Consider the following 18,923-nt stretch of genomic DNA (forward strand, 5'->3'; position numbering starts at 1 on the left):
TAAAGCCCATGATGAAATTATCTACATTTAATATGGTTATTGTGATTTTTATCTTGTGATAGATAACATCAATGATGAGTTAAATAAGTTCAATTAGACGTTAATGTTATTAATATCTACCATTTTATTAAATAATAGCTTTGTTAAACTTGTCTCAGTCTAAATAAAAATAATGAAAGCTTATTTATTACTCTAATGTGAAGATATATATCTGTTTCAAAGGTGAATATTTATCGACACTCATCAGTGAATAAAAGCGAGCTTACAACAATGCCAAAAGAGGAGTGTCGAGATGAACCAAAAGGAAGAAATTAAAGAGTATCCCGGACCTGCTGCGGGCTGGGGAGCACTTAAAGCGGTAACAAAAAGCTGGTTAGGCAGTGAAAACGGGTTTAGAAACCTGCGTGCGATGCTGAAAACAAACCAGAATGGTGGATTTGACTGCCCGGGATGCGCTTGGGGGGAATCACCAGAAAATGGCATGGTTAACTTCTGTGAAAATGGTGCGAAAGCGGTGAACTGGGAAGCGACAAGTCGCCTTGTCGATCCTGAGTTTTTCGCTCAATATAGTGTGTCGGAGCTGAGTAAACAGACGGATTACTGGCTAGAATATCAAGGACGTTTGAGTCATCCGATGCGTTATGACGCACAAACGGATCATTATGTTGAGATCTCGTGGGAAGATGCCTTTGATTTAGTCGGTAAGCACCTTAATGCGTTGCAATCACCTGATGAAGCAGAATTTTACACATCTGGACGCGCCAGCAATGAAGCCGCCTTCCTTTATCAATTATTCGTTCGGGCTTTTGGTACCAATAACTTCCCAGATTGTTCAAACATGTGTCACGAAGCCAGTGCGATAGGCATGTTTGACACGATTGGTGTTGGTAAAGGTACTGTTGTATTTAAAGATCTCGAACTAGCCGATGCGATTTTTGTTATTGGTCAAAACCCGGGAACAAACCACCCGCGAATGTTGGAACCGCTGCGTGAAGCGGTCAAGCGTGGTGCGCAGGTTATCTGCTTGAATCCTCTGAAAGAGCGTGGCCTTGAACGTTTTCAAAACCCGCAGCATCCCATTGAAATGCTGAGTAATGGCTCCGAACCCACAAGTAGCGCTTATTTCCGTCCTGCACTTGGCGGAGACATGGCGGTATTTCGCGGCATGGCTAAGTTTCTTCTGCAATGGGATCGCCAAGCTCAGGCACAGGGTGATGCTCCCGTGCTTGACCATGATTTTATTCGTGAACACACAAATGGTATTGAGGAATATCTGAGTGCGGTTGAGCAAACATCATGGGAACACATTACCCAGCAATCGGGCTTGAGCTAGAAGAAATAGAAGTATTGGCGCGCATGTACCGACGTGCCGAACGAGTAGTGATGTGCTGGGCTATGGGGCTGACTCAGCATCGTCACTCGGTATTCACCATTCAAGAAGTGGTTAACTTGCAGTTGTTGCGCGGAAACGTAGGTAAACCGGGCGCTGGTTTGTCACCCGTACGTGGGCACAGTAATGTACAGGGTGACCGTACAATGGGGATCAATGAGAAGCCACCTCAGTTTCTGCTGGATGCCTTGGAAAAACGCTTTCAATTCAAAGTGCCACGAACTCATGGCCACAATGCGGTATTAGCCATCAAAGCAATGGAAGAAAAACGCGCCAAAGTGTTCGTCGGTCTTGGTGGTAACTTTGCACAAGCAACACCTGATACGCCGCGTACTCACGCGGCAATGCGTAATTGTCAATTAACCGTACACATAGCGACAAAACTCAATCGTTCACATCTGGTGACTGGTCGTGATGCGTTGATCTTACCGTGTCTTGGGCGTACTGAAATCGATATGCAAGCCAATGGGCCACAAGGCGTGACGGTGGAAGATACGTTCAGTATGGTTCATCTCTCCTATGGTCAACTAAAAGCTCGCTCGCCACATCTACGTTCAGAGGCCGCCATTCTGGCGGGAATCGCCAAAGCGACATTGGGTAATTTCCCGATCGATTGGGATTGGGCGATTGCTGATTACAGGCATATCCGTGATTTGATTGCCGACACCATTCCAGGTTTCCAAAACTTCAATCAGCGAGTGCAAAACCCGGGAGGCTTTTATCTTGGCAATAGTGCCGCTCGCCGTGAATGGAACACAGCTAGCGGTAAAGCGCAGTTTTCTGCTACCACATTGCCGGAGCAATTGGTGAATGAAAATGTTACCCAACGAGGTGATAAGCCAGATCTGATTTTGCAAACCCTTCGTTCCCATGATCAATACAACACCACCTTATATGGACTTGATGACCGCTACCGTGGCGTGTTTGGTCGACGCGATGTTGTGTTTGCTAACGAAGAAGATATTCGGCGCTTGGGTTTTGAACCGGGTGACAGAGTGAATCTGGTGACATTATGGGACGATGGACTTGAGCGTCGCGTGAATGGTTTTGAACTGATCGCTTATGATGTGCCAGCAGGGCAGGCAGCAGCATATTATCCGGAAACCAATCCTCTGGTGCCACTCGACAGTTATGGAGAGCGTACTTTCACACCCACCTCGAAGTTTGTTGCAATTAAGCTCGAAAAAGCCAAACCCACCATCCTAATCCCAGCAATCGTGTTATAACTGTGTTGGCTTTCACTGAACTGACCCTGAAATGATTCGGGGTCAATCACTAGAAAATCGCAAACTCTTGCTTCTCACATGAAAGTCGTCGGCCTTTTTAAGGAGAAAGTCGAAGTGTGAGGCAGACGTTTCGTCTATAAATTGATCGTGATGGTTGTTATCTATTCTGTCGAGAGTGCTTTTTAAGCATCTGAATCAATTCAAGTAAATTTATAGTTGACCAGAAATCTCAATCCGTTAAAGTACGCCTCGTTCTCACGGCAAAGCTCGTTAGAACAGATGGTGTCTTCCATCGCAGTATGCGTTGCCCTGGTGGTGAAATCGGTAGACACAAGGGATTTAAAATCCCTCGACTTTCGAGTCGTGCCGGTTCAAGTCCGGCCCGGGGCACCATCTCTCTTGAATTAAGACATCTCAGTTAGGCGCGTTGGCAGAGTGGCCATGCAGCGGATTGCAAATCCGTGAACCTCGGTTCGACTCCGGGACGCGCCTCCATTTCTTTCTCTGTTTTTACCTATCTAACGTTCATCAAAAAAATCTTTGTTGCGGATGTACTTACTCATCAAATGGTAAGAAAAAGGCCGGATCAACCAGCTGATGATCGAACGCCCCAAGCGCTCCCAAGTCGGTGTATTTTCGTAAATTCGTCCGTTATACAACCAAAGTAGTTTCCCTGCGTGCCAGTAAAGAAAAGGCACAGGAGGCATGAAAGTGACAATGTCTAAATCGCAGCAAATCCGATAAGTTTTGTGGGTCAAGCCATAATGCTTCGGGAATCGCCAATCCCCGATCGCGGGTTGACCAAACGTCACGACACGTTTGATGGTGCGTGGATATTTACGTTCAAAATAGTCGGCAAATACACAACCGATCGCTCCTCCAGAAGAATGCCCCGTAATCGCAATCCGTTTGCCCTGTTCAATTAAAGGCAACAAGGTTTGTTCTAGTTTATCGATGACCGACATCCCTAACGTATCTGCGTTACGGCTTGGTTGGCTCTCTTGATGCAATAAATGGTAGAAGCCAGCATGAATACGATATTTCAGCCCAAGATGGTGACAACTTCGTGTCCAAAGTGCGAAATTCAGTAGCCAGTCGGTCATGCTGTGTGAACCTTTGATCACTACCACAACTTCATCGCTGGCTTTACTCCATAGCACTCGAATCATGATTTTACCGAACTGATTGGTGATTACGCGTTGCCCGTTAGGGTCAAAGCCATAGCGAGTCTGTTTAAAAATGCGCGGATAGGCGAGGTTGCACAAAACGGCGTAGCGTTCATATTGATAGCGTTTGAGTGGCTTCACGATGTCATCGAGTTTGCGGTTTACGATGACTGTATGTGTTGATTATGAAGCTTAGATGAAACAGCAAAGAAGTGTGGGTGAAATCCCTTTTGGCTGTGCGCAAGGAGATAACGTGCTTTTAATCTCAGTCAATTCTCTGCGATGTAGATTTTGTTATGGTGGCGACAGCTATTTTGGGGAGTACAACTTGTGCCACAACCAACTTCTTCATTTTTATCTGGTGCTTTGCTGACTGAATTTCGCACTGTGCAAGCGATGATTGCGATTTACTGTCGTGATCATCATCAGAAAACAGGACTATGTGCCGAGTGCTTGGCGTTGATGGAGTATGCTGAAACACGCCTAGATCGCTGCCCCTATGGGGAAGAAAAGCCGACGTGTAATCGTTGTCCAATTCATTGCTACAAACCAGAGCAGAAAGCGATGATGAAAGAAGTAATGCGTTATGCAGGGCCAAGGATGTTGTTGCCACATCCCATTTTGTCGCTTCGCCATTTATGGCATGAAAGAAAAGCCATTCCGGAGAAACCAAAAGCAGAGGCTTCTAACCGTCATCAACGGTTAAAAGCCATGAAAAGTGAAACCAAAGAGTCGTGAAGAATACTATTCTCCCGCCACCCATTGACGTTTGGTTTTGACGCTTTTGATCAGCATATACAGACAGGTCGCGAGCAGGATGGCAAACAAGTAAGCCATTAAACCGTGGCGATCTTGCATAAACCAATCGGCAAGTACGGGACCAATCACTGAACCGACACTGTAGCTGAGCAGCATGACTTGAGTGGCGGAAACAATGTAGCTGGTATCAAGTTTGTCGCAGCCCAAATTAATCGCAATCGGGTAGAGTGCGAAAGTCGCCATGCCGAGCACAAATAAGCTTGTGCCTAATACCAACAGTGAGCTGTCTAAAACAGTCAGTGCGATTGCTGCCGTGCCAAGCAAACAAAAGAGTGCCATTAGCAAAGTACGGCCGAGGAATTTCGACAGCCAGGGCACGAGTGGTTGGACTGCCATGCCACCTAAAATCACCAGTGCCATTAAGTTACCAAGATCAGTATGACCAATGCCTCGATTAGCTAATTCAACAGGCATCAAGCCATAAATAGCACCCAAGGTCAGCCCAGAAACCAGGCAACCAATCATCGCAGCTTTGCTAAGTTGCGTGATTTGGCGTAGTGAAAGAGAACTCGATTGTTGTGTTGACGGCTGATCGGAATCCACGTAAATCAACACGATGGAAGCAATCAACAGCAAAGTGGTAATTGCAATAAAAGGTACTGCACCCGCCACGCCAAGTTGACCAATCGCCATTTGTCCCAGAGCTGTGCCGCCGTAGAGCGCCACCATGTAAATGCCAAGGCGTTTTGCGCGGCCTTGTTCATCACCATGCAGCAACCAAGACTCCACCACAACAAAAATGCCAGCAACAGCAACACCTGCCACTAGACGAGCCAACAGCCAAACGCTGGCATAAGGCATCATAGGCATCACAACGATAGACAGTTGCAATAAGCTCAAGCACCAAATAAAGGCTTTACGGTGACCCAAACGATTAACGAAAGGTTCTGCTACCACCGCACCTGCTAATAAGCCCGCATAAAAAATGCTCGCCAACCAGCTGGCTAAGCCAGATTCTAATTGGTAATGAGGCAACATTAACGGCACTAAGCTCATGAGATAGCCAGACGCCACAGCATAAAGAGTTAAAGCAATAACAGGCACCGCAATGCGGTTTGGTGCAGAAGGATGGATTTCCACAGCAGGCCTCGGAACAACAGAAGGAACAGTTGGCGCGAATATGGGATGAAAAGTGTTCAGAGTAAAACGAAAAAAAACGTTCCTGACGATAAACTTTAGTTGTTGAGGATGAGCGTGGAGAAAGTGGCAGTTAAGTTGGCATAATTTGGCTAAAAATGCCAACTTAATTGTTAGATTAATGCTATGACTATTTAGTCAGAGCCTGGTTTAACCATTGGTCAAATTGAGATTTTGGTAGCGCCCCATTGATCATGTCGATACGTTGACCATTTTTGAACACCATAATGGTTGGAATGCTGCGAATTTGGAAATGTGCAGCGAGGTTTTGTTGTGCTTCCGTATCAATCTTAATGAAGCGAACTCGCCCTTTGCGCTCAGTTGCCACATCGCTAAAAACAGGAGCGAAGCCAACACACGGATTACACCAAGGTGCCCAAAAATCAACAACGACAGGTTTGTCGCTTTGCAGTAAAGCGGAAAAATTGGCTTCGGTACCTTCAATAGGTGCGCCATCAAGTAAAGAACTTTGGCATTTGCCACAATTGGGGCTTTCCGTAATGCGTTCAACTGGCACACGGTTGAGGCTGTGACAGGATGGGCAGCGGGTATTGAATGTTGACATGACTTCCTCTCTTTTTATTTTGCGTTTTCGTCACCAGTTTAAGCTCAATGGTTAACCATGGTTCGAAAATCGGCGTATACTTCAGCGCATTGCCGACAATGGTGACAAGCGTTACTCAAGATTTTGGGGCGCTCAGCCAAATTACAATAAGCAGCATAGACGGAATTTTTATGACTCAATGTTATGCCGAAATTACCGGGTGGGGTAAATGCCTGCCACCTGCCACGCTCTCCAATCACGATTTGAGCACCTTTCTTGATACTTCTGATGAATGGATTCAGTCCCGTACCGGGATTGAACAGCGTCGGATCAGCCATGTGAATACCTCTGATCTCGCTACCGTGGCAGCCAAGCATGCTATCGCTTGTGCTGGCGTGAGTGCCGAAGATATAGACCTGATTATTGTGGCAACGTGTTCACCCGATTCGTTAATTCCCAATATTGCTTCAAAAGTGCAACAAAATTTAGCGATTCCTTCTGCGGCAGCCTTTGATCTTAATGCCGCATGTACTGGTTTTCTCTATGGTCTGGAAACCGCCACCCGTTTGATGCAAGCGAGCCATTATCGTCATGCTTTGGTGATTGGTGCTGAGCGCCTATCTTTCTATCTTGACTGGACGAAGCGAGACACTGCCGTGTTGTTTGGCGATGGTGCTGGTGCGGTGGTGCTGAGTAAAACTCAGCAGAAAGTAGGCCTGCAAGATGCGCAAATTGGTTGTGACGCTCAAGGCCGAGATATTCTAGCCGTGCCTAAGTTTGGCACAGCAATGGATCGCTTCGATGCGGACAATGGTTACTGGGCATTTGATTTTGTCGGTAAAGAGATTTTCAAACGTGCGGTGCGTGGCATGGGCGCAGCGGCTCAGCAAGTGTTAGCACGCAGTGGTTTATCGACGGAGGAAATCGATGTGGTGATCCCGCATCAGGCCAATATTCGTATTATTCAAACGCTGTGTGATTTGGCGGGCATCGCGCAAGACAAAGCCTTTGTAAACATTCATCGTTACGGCAACACTTCTGCCGCGACAGTGCCGATCGCTTTGTGCGAAGCGTTGGAGCAGGGCAGAGTTAAACCCAATGATGAGCTTTTAGTCGCGGCATTTGGAGCAGGTTTGACTTGGGGGGCTGGGCACATTCGTTGGGGGGAACGTGTAACTCCGAAAGAAACCAGTGATGCCACTCTTCCTGCTTGTGATCAAACGGCACTGGATTTATTGAAAGATGCGATTGAGCACTGCAAGAAGCATCAGCAAGTGCAATAAAATAACTGATATCAATAACAATTAGGGAGGTATTTTGCCTCCTTTTTATTTTTTACAAAATGACAACCCCGTTTGATTTATTTTTGCTCTCTTAATGCGCTTGTCTTTAATTTGGGACACTTCCCAATATTTCTCACTTAATTCTTGAACTATGATTGCAAAGTGAATCAGTGATATCACCCATTAGTTTTATTTGAGTTCTGAATAGAAACGGGGAATAACCTTGCAATTACAAAATCAAATCTTGTGCCTCGGGAAAGAGGTGTTGCTACTGAGTAAGGATGCTTCATATCGAGTTATCGAGCACATTGAATCGCTGCCATCTACGTACGGAGGGCTACTGATCATTGCGAGCTCCCCGGATCAAGATGAACTCTTACAAGCTCTACACCACACTCGTCAATATTGGTCATGGTTAATTAAAGTTGAAGAAGAGAGCCCGTTAAGCGGCTTACTCAGCGATGGTGTATGGGAAGAGGAAACCTCACTCAGTGAGTGGCATGAATTGCAGCGTCGGTTAGCGCTTTTCCATGAACCGAATGATTGCGACCCTTTACTCGGTTGGTTGGGGTTAATGCCAAATCGAAAATTGATCCCACTGCGTGATAGTCGCGATCCTAACCTCTATCGCTACCCACTGCTAGACGCCATTCTCCCAGAATTAGATTCCCCCACACGTTTTTTGGCCGCTGAAGCGAATCGCGGTTTGCTGAGTACTGAACAGCTTGTGGATCGTATTCGGTTGTGCCCAAGTTGCCATAGTGGGCACTTAAACTATGTCGAAGTATGTCCCTCTTGTCGGCATATCGATATTCGAGAAAAAGTGTCACTGCACTGTTTCACCTGCGGTCATGTCGGTGAACAACACCATTTTACCCGTGGTGGACGATTACAGTGTCCCAAATGTTTGACTCAGTTGCGCCATATTGGCGTGGATTACGATCGCCCGTTGGAAACACATGAATGTAACCATTGTCACCACGCGTTTGTGGAAGCAGAAACGGGGGTGAATTGTCTTTCTTGTGAAGCATCCAGCCAAGTTGAGCAGTTAGTTATCCGTAAAATTTTAACCTACACCCTTGGTGAACAAGGGGAAGAGGTGTTGAGATTTGGTCGTCAATTGGCAGCTCCTGAGCTGTCGCTCAATGGAAAAGTCGACAAATCGTATTTTATGAGTCTTTTGGTGTGGTTGAACAAATTGGCACAACGCCATGATGAACAGCATTTGATTTTGGCGCTGCATATTCCAACGTTTGAGGAATACCTTAAAACGTTTGGCGAGGCGAAAACCTTTTCCCTGACTGAACAGCTAACGGAACGTCTCAACGGCATGTTCCGTGAGACAGATGTCTGCTGCCAGTACCATCATGATCTGATTTTAGTGCTGATGCCGAAAGCCAGTTTGGAACATCTGGATGTGTTGAAAGGCAAAATTGAGGATATGAGCCGTTTGGTGGAAAGTGATCAGTTTACGCTGGATGTTTTTGCGTGGATGCTGCCGGATCCTAGTTTGACTGAGGATGGTAGCGAGTGGATTCAGCAACAGGTTAGCAATATCTATGTGGCCGGATAGTTTCTACGTACTTGATCAACTGGTGCTGTCGTTAGCTCGCAATCAGGAACTTTGGTTAGTCGTTTTCCCAATGATGATTGCGATCGAACTGCCGCTCTACCTGTTGGTTTTGACGGGAATTTTTCGCTGGGCGTACTACCAAGAGCCAGAAGGGTTGCCACATTACCCTTCAATCAGCTTTGTGATTACTTGCTACGGCGAAGGGGATGCCATTGAGATCACCATAGATACCTTGGCAGAACAGATTTATCCGGGACAGATTGAAATTCTGGCCGTGGTGGATGGGGCGAAACAAAACGCCGACACCTATCAGGCGGCAATGAAAGGGATGCGTAAGCACCAAGGGAAGCCGAACCGGACTGTACGTGTGATCCCGAAATGGCAGCGAGGTGGGCGGGTTTCTACCTTGAATGCTGGACTTTCTGAAGCGAAAGGGGAGTTTGTGATTAACGTCGATGGTGACACTTCTTTCGATAACGACATGGCAATGCGCATGATGCAGCAGTTTACTGACCCGAATGTGATTGCCAGTGGTGGCGCTTTACGGGTACGTAACTGGAGCACCAACTTGCTCACTCGAATGCAAGCTTTGGAATACATGCTCTCCATGCAGGCAGGTAAAACCGGCATGGCTAAGTGGGGTGTGTTAAACAATATATCGGGTGCATTTGGGGCATTCCGTAAGCCTATTTTGAAACAGGTCGGCGGTTGGGACACCCATACGGCAGAAGATTTGGATTTGACCATGCGCTTAAAACAGTACAAGCGGCGCTATAAAAACACTCGGCTTGCGTTTGCCCCACACGCTGTTGGGCATACCGATGTGCCGGATACTCTTAAGGGCTTGATCATGCAGCGTTTACGCTGGGATGGCGACTTGCTATTTCTGTTTTTGCGTAAGCACCGCCAAGGGTTAACTCCGAAACTGCTTGGTTGGGGGAACTTCATTTTCACCCTGACTTACGGTGTATTGCAGAATGTCTTACTGCCATTGATGGTGATTATCTTCATGACCTTTTTGGTGTGGAGTTATCCATGGGTTTTCGTCAGCTCGCTAATGATGCTGCTGTACGGCATCTATCTCTTTATCGTTGTACTATTTTTTATTGTCTACATCGGCTTGGTTTCTGAACGCGCGAAGGAAGATCTTCGCATGGCGGTTTGGCTTCCGCTTTACCCCATCTATCAGTTTTTTATGCGCTTAATTACAGCGTTCTCTATGGTGAACGAGGTTGTGCGCCGCAGTCATGAGGAATCCAGTATGGCTCCTTGGTGGGTGCTAAAACGAGGAAAACGTTTTTAATTATGAAAGTGAAATTTCATCTGGATAAACAGCATCAGCCACAATCAGAGCGTGGCATGAAAGTGATGTATGGTCAGGCCAAACGTGGCGGATATCGACTGCGCTGGTATCTGATTCTGGCGTTAGTGATTAGCCCATTGCTCGCGATGGGTTATTACCTCTACCGAGATAAAGTTTTGGTGATTGCACCAGCGATTGTGACATCGGATCCCGTGGTGATTAAAGCTGCAGAGGAGGGCATTGTCGGGTCACTTAATCTGGTAACTGGCCAGTCCGTCACTGAACAGCAAGCTCTGTTTGAGATAGTCAACGATGCGTTAAGTGGTGAGTTAGATTTCATCCGTCAGGAAATTGCTCAATTGAATGTGAATCAAGAGGAGAGTTTTGATTACCACACGTTGACGATCGAAAATGCGCAGAAAAATGCGGATCAAATTCAGCAGATCCGTAAACGTTATGAGTTTTATAAAGCGAAAGGGCAAGTTTCTGATGTGGACTACGCGGCAATAATTAACCTTGCTTACAGTGCACAGAATGAGCTAAATAGTCGGCATATCGCTCTTAATGATGCCCAAAACAACTACCAAGAACGTCGACTTGCAGGCCCGATTAGCCAGGCAAGAAGATCGCTAATGAAAGAACTGGTGGTTAAACAGACACAACTGGATCAATTGAATGTTCGAAGTCCTTACGATGGACGTGTCGTTGATATTCCTGTGGTCGAGGGACAGCAGGTCGAAAAAGGTGATCCAGTCATAGTGATTGCAAAAAATGTTATGCCTCACGTTACGGCTTATCTCAACCCTAAATACTTGGATATTGCGCAGTTTGGGAATAAGGCAAAGGTAAAGTTCCCCGATGGAAAAACTTACTCAGCTACCGTTTCGCAAGCGGTGGAGATAGTAAGTAAATTACCCACTCAGCTCACTAAACCTTTTGAAGGTCAGCCGGCGTATATGAAAGTGACTCTCGCATTTGACGAGGAAGTAGGACAAAACCGCTGGATAGAAGGGATGACGGTGGAAGTGAAGTTCTAAGCCATCGGAATCCAGAACTCAGAAGTAAAAAGCCCCTCAATTGATAGAGGGGCTTTGTTTTTTATGCCTGATGTGAGGCAAGTATTACTCCGTCAGTGCCATTGCCAGTAGGCTTATCGGGTGAATGGTTTCTAAATGCGCATTCTCTTCAATTTGCCACTTACAGGTTTCGCAATCCGTCACTGCATAATCAGCATCTGAGGTTTGAATCGCATCAAACAGATGTGAGCCAATTTTTTTGGAAACGTCGTAGTTTTCTTCTTTGAACCCGTAGGTTCCTGCTAGTCCGCAGCATTCACTGTCGAGCACCACTAGCTCTAATCCGGGGATCATTTTCAACAGTTCAATCGTAAACATCACATTACCACTGCGTTCTAAGTGGCAAGGCGTGTGGTAAACCACTTTTTTACGAACTGGCTGCATTTTCGGTGCGTTGCCACTCATAAATTCTTTGAGCAGAAAACGAGTAACGTAATGAATTTGATCCACCACTTGGCTGTTATCCACTCCCAGCACATGCGGGTATTCTTGCTGCAACGTGAATGAACAGGTGGAAGAGGTGGAAAGTACCGGTGCGTGGTAATCATTCACCATTACCTCGAGGTGTTTGACGTTGTGCAGAGCATTGTTACGTGCTTTGTTATGAAAACCATTGGCGATCAACGGCACACCACAACACTTTTCGCTATCGAGCAAACGCACGCCAATGTTCATCGCATTCATCACTCGGACAAAGTCTTTGCCCAGTTGCGGATGGTTGTAGTTCACGTAGCAACCATGGAAATAAGCGACTTGTCTTTGGTATAGCGGCTGGCTGGTACAGTTTTGTTTAAACCAGCGACGGAAGGTGCCGTGGGAATATTTGGGCAAGGTTTTATGGTCGTGCACGCCAATGGTTTTGTGCATCAGTTTCTTCACCAACGGCAACGAGGTTGCGGCGTTGACTAAAGGTGCGAAGGGCGTGGCGAGCGAGCCAAACAGATCGGTATGGCTGAGCACAAAATCGCGCACCAATTTAGGGTTGAGCGGTTTCTTACCATATTTACCACGCGCGACAGCGATCATATCGCCAATTTTTACTCCTGAAGGGCAGGCGGTTTCACAGCGTTTGCAGTTGGTACAAAGCTTGAGTGCATCATCATAGTATTCCGCACTTTTAATGCGTAAGCGTTCACCATCTGGGCCACACTGTTTTGGTCCCGGATAGTTGGGATTGGCTTTAGCTACAGGGCAATAAACAGTGCACACCGTGCATTTGATGCATTGGTCAAAGGTGGTGTTTTGGGGCGCAGAGCGAACAAAAGCATGATTCATAGCAGCACCTCCTGTTGTTGTGTTTGTACATGAGTTGCCAGAATGTGTTCTACGCAGTGATAAGCGGTTGCAATGGCAACACCACCTCCACAGCCTTCAAATACCGGGTCATAACCACTTAACATGGCACCACAACACCAGAGATTTTCAATGGTTTTTCCTTGCCGTGAAGGATGTAGATTGGCATCCGTAGTGACGCCGAAAGTCATAAACGGGTGAGATTGCGCCGCGATAAATTGGGCATGTCGCCACTGAGCACGGTCAGGGTTTTGTTGCACGTCCAGCCCAAATATTGGCTCTTGAATGGCGTGTTGTGAGGCTTGCAAACCTTGGCTGAAGTAACTGCCTGTCGCCATTACATAGTGTTCGGCACTGATTGGGAAATCGCGCAGATTTTGGGTATGAATTGCGGTAAGGCGAGTGCCTGCAAAATCGCCACCGATGACTTTGTCACCCTTGAGTTGCACACCTCCCCCTTGAATAAAGCTGCGATGCAGTGCTTCTTCAATGCGGATCCCGAGCAGAGATGGGGGCATGGTCGGCACTTCATGAAAGCGTAGTTGAGTCACTTGCTGGAGCTTGGTCATCAAATGCAAACCATCACCGTTGCCCATGATGGCCGGCATGATCACCAAATCTTCAGGGCGAGCGACGCGCATCAGTTGATCGCATAAAGCATTCCACGCCGGTTCTTGGCGCAGTAAGCGAGCAATATCAATCGAGCGCAGCTCATTCGGGTTGCGTCTGAATCCCTCAAAACCGGGGATCGATACACTAGCCGAAAGCATAGGGATATGCGCTAATTCTGGGCGCTGAGCGAGGTTGTCACGCAGCATGGTGGGCTGAAAATCACGATAGCCGTCAATAGCAATGATGACGATACGAGAGAAGTCGGCATGGCCGCGATAAGGGTAAACAAAAGGCTGTGATAACCAAGTATTCTTGAGCGTACCAATAGGGGTAATTCGCCAGTGGTTTGCGCCATCAGGCTCATGATGCAAAGGCACATGGGCACTGTCTAAAGTGCGTTTGAACCACATCAAACCTTTCTCGCTGTTTTTGCGTCCCACTTTGCTGTAGGGATGTTCTGGCGCTTGTTCTTGCAGGGTAGAGAACGCCTCAAGAGGCTGATTCACTGAGGTGCCATCTGGCAAGCGACCGAGTACATCAATGGAGCCAGAAGAAAAATGCAGCGCACTTTGCCCTTGGTTGATTAACACCACTTTTGTTCCAGCTTGCAGTGCGCGCAGAGCAGCACTGTATCCGGCAATTCCGCCACCGATGACGGCCACATCATAGTGCATCATTGTTGTTTCTCCGTGGCTGAGTCGAGGGAAGGTAAATCGCTTGCGCCGAGCAAGCCTTCATAAATCCAATAGCTAAATTCCGCTTCACGCAGGGCATCGCCCCAGAAAATTGGCTTGATGCCTTTCCAGCGCTCTTCCAGAAAATCAACCAGCAGGTGACTAGACTGGCAACCGGAAACTTGCGCGTATTCACTAAACAGACTGGCCGCGCGATAGCTGCACAGCTCGCCCTGACAAGGCCCCATTCCCAAACGAGTGCGGCGACGTAGGTCGACTAAATTATTCACATCAAGCTGCTTGATGGCGTACTCAATTTCACCGGCGGTGACCATTTCACACTCACAAATGACAGCTTGGCTTTTGGCATCGTCCGATAGAAAGCGAGTCGCGCGTTCACCGTGACGGTAAATGGCTGACTCATAAACTGGTTTGGCAATACTGGCGGTTTTTTTGAGCGTTTTTGGCGCTTCTTGAGAGCCCGGTAAAGGGCGTAAGTGGGTTTGGCAGATTTCGGTATTGCCCAATTTTTTTGCCACCAGATCGGTTGCCCATTCGGCCATCAAACGATAAGTCATCAGTTTACCGCCAGTAATGGTGGTTAAGCCTTTCAAACCGTCACGCTGTTCATGATCCAGCAGCACAATACCGCGACTGATATTGCGGCCACTGCCATCGTCATTCACTGCAACCAGTGGGCGAACGCCCGCATAAGCCCGTAGTACACGAGTATTGGCCATGATAGGAGCGAGCTTGGCTCCTTCTTCGAGCAGAATATCCACTTCACGTTCGGTGACATGCAGATTATCGATCTGGTCATAATCAATGTGCTCGGAAGTGGTGCCAATCAGCGAAATGGTATCGCCGGGAACCAAAATGTCCGCATCGGATGGCCTACGGCAGCGGTTGATCACCAGATTGTTGATGCGGTAATCCAAGATCAGCAGCGAGCCTTTAGCAGGGAACATCTTGATATTGAGATCGGCGTATTCGCAGATATTCTGTCCCCAAATGCCCGCGGCATTAATCACTTGCTGCGCGAAAATATCGAACTTGGCGCCATTGCCTAAATGCTGGCAGTGCACGCCGAGCACGGTATCCCCTTCACGGATCAGTTGTGTGACGATAGTGCGATTGAAAATTCGCGCGCCATATTCTTTGGCATCCAGCACATTGGCCGCACACAGGCGAAAAGGATCGAGCGTGCCGTCAGGCACTTTCACCGCGCCAATCAAGGCAGGGTTGACATTCGGCTCAAGTAGCAAGGCTTCTTTAGGTGTTAAGCGCTGCGTTTCAATCCCTGCGTCACTGCAGGCATGAATAAACGATTCCTGAAAACCTAAGTCATCTTCTGGCAGGGTGATAAACAAACCATCGGTTGCTTCCACGCAGTGGCGTGCAATTGACTTAAGGATTCTATTTTCTCGAATACACTCGCGTGCTGATTCAGAATCAGTGACCGCGTAACGAGCGCCGGAATGAAGTAAACCGTGGTTACGGCCTGTGGTACCCGCAGCGATGTCATCTTTTTCGACTAAGATGCAACGTAACCCACGCAGAGCGCAGTCACGTAATATGCCCGTTCCGGTTGCGCCGCCGCCAATAATGACGACGTCGGTTTCCATTCTTTGATAAGTCGTCATGAGCTCAACCTTATGCAATCAAAATACGTACGAATAGTGTGTCATTATTTTCATTTCATGTTCGGTATTTTGCTCACAAAAGCGCGAACGAGCATTTAAATGTTTTCGTTGCACTGTTATTCACCACATTGTTTAGATTTTAAGTGAATTAATTATTGATGATTAACATGATTTGCAACAATTCGTATACATGCCGAGTTCGTTTGAGCGATTGTGCTTTAAAAGAAGCGGCTCGAAAAAGCAGATGTTTAAGTGCTAGCGTACGTTAAATAAGGGATGTGCTGGCTATTTAGTGTTTGCTTAATGAAAGAAATTGCTCTGTATCGAGTCTTATATGAGGCGGTGAAAAGAATGCGTTGTTTAACAAAAAACGAATTTGTTAGTAACAAAATTGTGCTCGAACACTCATTAATTGCGGTCGTTTATTTTCGTGGTGAGTTTTTTGTGCCAGATTCACCGCGAACAGTTAAGTTGTTCATCCAATAACGACAATTAATTCTTGCTATCAGAGCCGACGGGTGTAGGCAGTAATCGCAGTATATACCATAAACACTAAGAATTTCAGCAAACACTGCTGCAAATCTGAGTGGAAATGGTGTGACTAGCGGATATACGGCTCTGGTCGTGACATAACAAAAAAGGACTCTGACTATGAACCAAACAAAGCAACATACTCTGCTCGGGCAGTGTATCGCCGAGTTTATCGGTACGGGATTACTGATTTTCTTTGGCGTAGGCTGTGTGGCAGCGCTTGTTTTAGCGGGGGCTCAATTCGGACAATGGGAAATCAGTATCGTCTGGGGCTTCGGTGTATCTATTGCTATCTACTGTACGGCTGGGGTTTCTGGTGCGCACATTAACCCGGCGGTGACCATCGCACTGGCGGCTTTCCATGGGTTTGATAAAGCAAAAGTGCTTCCTTACATCATTTCGCAACTGGCAGGCGCGTTTTGCTCTGCTGCTCTGGTTTACAGCTTGTACAGTAATCTCTTTATCGATTATGAAATCGCCCACAATTTTGTACGTAGCAGCCAAGAAGCATTAGCAACGGCAGGGATTTTCTCAACCTATCCACATGCTTCGATTTCCTTTATGGGCGCAATGGCGGTGGAGTTCACTATTACTGCGGTATTGATGTTCGCAATTTTAGCCTTAGGTGATGAGAACAATGGCGCGCACCGCAATGCGATGAACCCGCTGTTGATCGGTATTTTGATTGCAGTCATCGGCGGCTCATTAGGTCCATTGACTGGCTTTGCAATGAACCCTGCGCGTGACTTTGGTCCTAAGCTGTTTGCTTACCTAGCGGGATGGGAGCAGGCATTGACTGGCGCGAAAGAGATCCCTTACTTCATCGTACCGATTGTTGCGCCAATTCTCGGTGCTTGCTTTGGTGCGTGGGCATACCCGAAATTTATCGCCGCTTATCTGCCAAAAACGGGAACGGGTTGCACCATTCCAAATCAATGCGACACCGCAGAAGAGAACGAAGAAGCCCGCGCATAGCCGGTATAAACTTAACGAATCAAACATCAAAAGTAAGAATATGAATACTCAAATGACTTGGTGTTGTTATCGACCTTGTTACAACATCAAGTAAGAAGAGTAAGACAAGAACGTGAAACCATAAGGAATAGAACATGACTGAGCAAAAATACATCGTCGCTCTCGATCAAGGTACTACCAGCTCTCGTGCCGTGGTGTTAGACCATGATGCGAATATCGTGAGCGTTTCTCAGCGTGAATTTACTCAAATCTACCCGGAAGCAGGGTGGGTGGAACACGATCCTTTAGAAATCTACGCAACCCAGAGCTCAACGCTGGTTGAAGCTTTAGGCAAGGCGGGCATCCGTAGTGATCAAGTAGCGGCGATCGGTATCACTAACCAACGTGAGACGACCGTTGTTTGGAATAAAGAAACGGGTAAACCCGTGTATAACGCGATTGTGTGGCAGTGCCGGCGTACTGCACCGATTTGTGAAGAGTTGAAAGCACGCGGTTTAGAAAGCTACATTCGTGATAATACGGGCTTAGTGCTTGACCCTTATTTCTCTGGCACCAAAATCAAATGGATTCTGGATAACGTTGAAGGTGCACGTGAGCAAGCCGAGGCGGGTGAACTGTTGTTTGGTACAGTCGATACTTGGCTGGTTTGGAAAATGACCCAAGGCCGTGTGCATGTTACTGACTACACCAATGCCTCGCGTACCATGCTGTTCAATATCAACACCTTGCAATGGGACGAGAAAATTCTAGCGGAATTCAATATTCCGTTGTCCATGATGCCAGAAGTGAAAAAGTCATCCGAAGTGTATGGTCAAACCAACATAGGTGGTAAAGGGGGTACGCGTATTCCTATCGCAGGTATTGCTGGTGACCAACAAGCTGCGCTGTATGGCCAAATGTGTGTACAGGCAGGACAAGCGAAGAACACTTACGGTACAGGCTGCTTCCTGCTGATGAACACCGGACAGGAAAAAGTTACCTCACACAATGGCTTGTTGACTACGCTTGCCTGTGGACCACGTGGTGAACCCGCTTATGCGTTGGAAGGCGCTGTATTTATGGGCGGCGCATCCATTCAATGGTTGCGAGATGAACTGAAACTTATCTCTGATGCGCGTGATTCTGAATATTTCGCCACTAAAGTGGATACCTCCAATGGTGTGTACGTTGTGCCTGCGTTTACTGGTTTAGGTGCACCCTATTGGGATGCGTATGCGCGCGGCACAATTGTTGGTTTAACGCGTGGCGTGAACTCTAACCACATTATTCGCGCAACACTGGAAAGTATTGCCTACCAAACGCGTGATGTGTTGGATGCCATGCAAGCGGACTCTGGCATCAAGCTTTCAGCACTGCGTGTGGATGGTGGTGCGGTAGCGAACAACTTCTTAATGCAGTTCCAAGCCGATGTGTTGGATACCGAAGTGCATCGTCCGAAAGTCACTGAAGTGACGGCTTTGGGTGCGGCTTATCTTGCTGGTCTGGCAGTTGGTTTCTGGGATGGTCTGGAAGAGCTGCAAGGTAAAGCGGAAATTGATCGCAGTTTCGCTCCACATCATGATGAAGAGAAACGTCAACGCCGTTATAAAGGTTGGAAGCGTGCAGTGAAATGTGCTCAAGCATGGGCTGAGCTGCACAACGAAGAAGATTAGACATTGTCTTCCCGATAAAAATAATG

Annotated in this window: 13 protein-coding genes, 2 tRNA genes and 1 pseudogene; 10 read left to right on the top strand and 6 right to left on the bottom strand. The window is 47.2% G+C overall.

Annotated features, from left to right (window positions below; translation table 11 throughout):
• Positions 1 to 292 precede the first annotated feature (292 nt).
• The 3 genes and pseudogenes from D908_RS0119650 to D908_RS05950 all read left to right on the top strand — a co-directional run bounded on the left by D908_RS0119650 (position 293) and on the right by D908_RS05950 (position 3,111).
• A pseudogene (locus tag D908_RS0119650) lies at positions 293 to 2,616 on the top strand (FdhF/YdeP family oxidoreductase).
• Positions 2,617 to 2,922: 306 nt separating this feature from the next.
• Positions 2,923 to 3,009, top strand: a tRNA-Leu gene (locus D908_RS05955).
• A 28-nt stretch (positions 3,010 to 3,037) separates the two neighbouring features.
• Positions 3,038 to 3,111, top strand: a tRNA-Cys gene (locus D908_RS05950).
• Between the two features lie 23 nt (positions 3,112 to 3,134).
• On the opposite strand, the gene D908_RS05945 is transcribed toward D908_RS05950, so the two are convergent.
• Positions 3,135 to 3,923 carry a lipase family protein gene (locus tag D908_RS05945; RefSeq protein WP_005525685.1) on the bottom strand — a complete coding sequence of 263 codons (789 nt, stop codon included), beginning with the start codon at positions 3,921 to 3,923 and terminating at the stop codon, positions 3,135 to 3,137.
• A gap of 189 nt (positions 3,924 to 4,112) precedes the next feature.
• On the opposite strand from D908_RS05945, the gene D908_RS05940 reads away from it, so the two are divergent.
• Positions 4,113 to 4,520, top strand: coding sequence for a nitrous oxide-stimulated promoter family protein (locus tag D908_RS05940; RefSeq protein WP_001136174.1), 408 nt, complete (start codon positions 4,113 to 4,115; stop codon positions 4,518 to 4,520).
• Between the two features lie 6 nt (positions 4,521 to 4,526).
• On the opposite strand, the gene D908_RS05935 is transcribed toward D908_RS05940, so the two are convergent.
• Together D908_RS05935 and trxC are read right to left on the bottom strand one after the other, a co-directional pair.
• The gene (locus D908_RS05935) at positions 4,527 to 5,681 is read right to left on the bottom strand and encodes an MFS transporter (RefSeq protein WP_000402435.1); all 1,155 of its coding nucleotides are present in this window, start codon (positions 5,679 to 5,681) and stop codon (positions 4,527 to 4,529) included.
• A 187-nt stretch (positions 5,682 to 5,868) separates the two neighbouring features.
• Positions 5,869 to 6,303, bottom strand: a complete 435-nt coding sequence (trxC, locus tag D908_RS05930; RefSeq protein WP_005525691.1) for a thioredoxin TrxC — start codon at positions 6,301 to 6,303, stop codon at positions 5,869 to 5,871.
• A 170-nt stretch (positions 6,304 to 6,473) separates the two neighbouring features.
• Here trxC and D908_RS05925 point away from each other — a divergent pair, with 170 nt between their 5' ends.
• The 4 genes from D908_RS05925 to D908_RS05910 all read left to right on the top strand — a co-directional run bounded on the left by D908_RS05925 (position 6,474) and on the right by D908_RS05910 (position 11,478).
• Positions 6,474 to 7,565 carry a ketoacyl-ACP synthase III gene (locus tag D908_RS05925; RefSeq protein WP_005525693.1) on the top strand — a complete coding sequence of 364 codons (1,092 nt, stop codon included), beginning with the start codon at positions 6,474 to 6,476 and terminating at the stop codon, positions 7,563 to 7,565.
• Positions 7,566 to 7,788: 223 nt separating this feature from the next.
• A complete protein-coding gene (locus D908_RS05920) occupies positions 7,789 to 9,138 on the top strand; it encodes a TackOD1 domain-containing metal-binding protein (protein ID WP_005525695.1) in 1,350 nt (449 codons plus the stop codon).
• Positions 9,125 to 10,441 carry a glycosyltransferase family 2 protein gene (locus D908_RS05915; protein ID WP_005525698.1) on the top strand — a complete coding sequence of 439 codons (1,317 nt, stop codon included), beginning with the start codon at positions 9,125 to 9,127 and terminating at the stop codon, positions 10,439 to 10,441. Before D908_RS05920 ends, D908_RS05915 begins: the two co-directional genes overlap by 14 nt.
• A 2-nt stretch (positions 10,442 to 10,443) precedes the next feature.
• The gene (locus tag D908_RS05910; RefSeq protein WP_005525700.1) at positions 10,444 to 11,478 is read left to right on the top strand and encodes an HlyD family secretion protein; all 1,035 of its coding nucleotides are present in this window, start codon (positions 10,444 to 10,446) and stop codon (positions 11,476 to 11,478) included.
• An 84-nt stretch (positions 11,479 to 11,562) separates the two neighbouring features.
• On the opposite strand, the gene glpC is transcribed toward D908_RS05910, so the two are convergent.
• From glpC to glpA, 3 genes are read right to left on the bottom strand one after another with little or no spacing between them, the layout of a single operon-like run.
• Positions 11,563 to 12,792: an anaerobic glycerol-3-phosphate dehydrogenase subunit GlpC gene (gene glpC, locus D908_RS05905; protein ID WP_005525702.1), complete on the bottom strand. Its 1,230-nt coding sequence runs from the start codon at positions 12,790 to 12,792 to the stop codon at positions 11,563 to 11,565.
• Positions 12,789 to 14,099: a glycerol-3-phosphate dehydrogenase subunit GlpB gene (glpB, locus tag D908_RS05900; protein ID WP_005525704.1), complete on the bottom strand. Its 1,311-nt coding sequence runs from the start codon at positions 14,097 to 14,099 to the stop codon at positions 12,789 to 12,791. The genes glpC and glpB overlap by 4 nt, the downstream gene beginning before the upstream one ends.
• On the bottom strand, positions 14,096 to 15,739 hold the full coding sequence (glpA, locus tag D908_RS05895) for an anaerobic glycerol-3-phosphate dehydrogenase subunit A (RefSeq protein WP_005525706.1): 1,644 nt from the start codon (positions 15,737 to 15,739) through the stop codon (positions 14,096 to 14,098). Before glpA ends, glpB begins: the two co-directional genes overlap by 4 nt.
• 651 nt (positions 15,740 to 16,390) lie before the next feature.
• Here glpA and D908_RS05890 point away from each other — a divergent pair.
• Both D908_RS05890 and glpK read left to right on the top strand, forming a co-directional pair.
• Complete coding sequence (locus D908_RS05890) at positions 16,391 to 17,245, top strand: MIP/aquaporin family protein (protein ID WP_005525708.1); 855 nt, start codon at positions 16,391 to 16,393, stop codon at positions 17,243 to 17,245.
• Between the two features lie 134 nt (positions 17,246 to 17,379).
• Positions 17,380 to 18,897, top strand: coding sequence for a glycerol kinase GlpK (glpK, locus tag D908_RS05885; RefSeq protein WP_005525710.1), 1,518 nt, complete (start codon positions 17,380 to 17,382; stop codon positions 18,895 to 18,897).
• Positions 18,898 to 18,923: the final 26 nt, after the last annotated feature.

Origin of the sequence: Vibrio mimicus CAIM 602 (assembly GCF_000338875.1) — a bacterium.
Lineage (GTDB): Bacteria > Pseudomonadota > Gammaproteobacteria > Enterobacterales > Vibrionaceae > Vibrio > Vibrio mimicus.

What these genes read in the sequence shown, in the direction of transcription:
- trxC (WP_005525691.1), bottom strand. Translation starts at nt 6,303, where the DNA reads ATGTCAACATTCAATACCCGCTGCCCATCCTGTCACAGCCTCAACCGT.
- D908_RS05925 (WP_005525693.1), top strand. Translation starts at nt 6,474, where the DNA reads ATGACTCAATGTTATGCCGAAATTACCGGGTGGGGTAAATGCCTGCCA.
- D908_RS05915 (WP_005525698.1), top strand. Translation starts at nt 9,125, where the DNA reads ATGTGGCCGGATAGTTTCTACGTACTTGATCAACTGGTGCTGTCGTTA.
- D908_RS05910 (WP_005525700.1), top strand. Translation starts at nt 10,444, where the DNA reads ATGAAAGTGAAATTTCATCTGGATAAACAGCATCAGCCACAATCAGAG.
- glpC (WP_005525702.1), bottom strand. Translation starts at nt 12,792, where the DNA reads ATGAATCATGCTTTTGTTCGCTCTGCGCCCCAAAACACCACCTTTGAC.
- glpB (WP_005525704.1), bottom strand. Translation starts at nt 14,099, where the DNA reads ATGATGCACTATGATGTGGCCGTCATCGGTGGCGGAATTGCCGGATAC.
- glpA (WP_005525706.1), bottom strand. Translation starts at nt 15,739, where the DNA reads ATGACGACTTATCAAAGAATGGAAACCGACGTCGTCATTATTGGCGGC.
- D908_RS05890 (WP_005525708.1), top strand. Translation starts at nt 16,391, where the DNA reads ATGAACCAAACAAAGCAACATACTCTGCTCGGGCAGTGTATCGCCGAG.
- glpK (WP_005525710.1), top strand. Translation starts at nt 17,380, where the DNA reads ATGACTGAGCAAAAATACATCGTCGCTCTCGATCAAGGTACTACCAGC.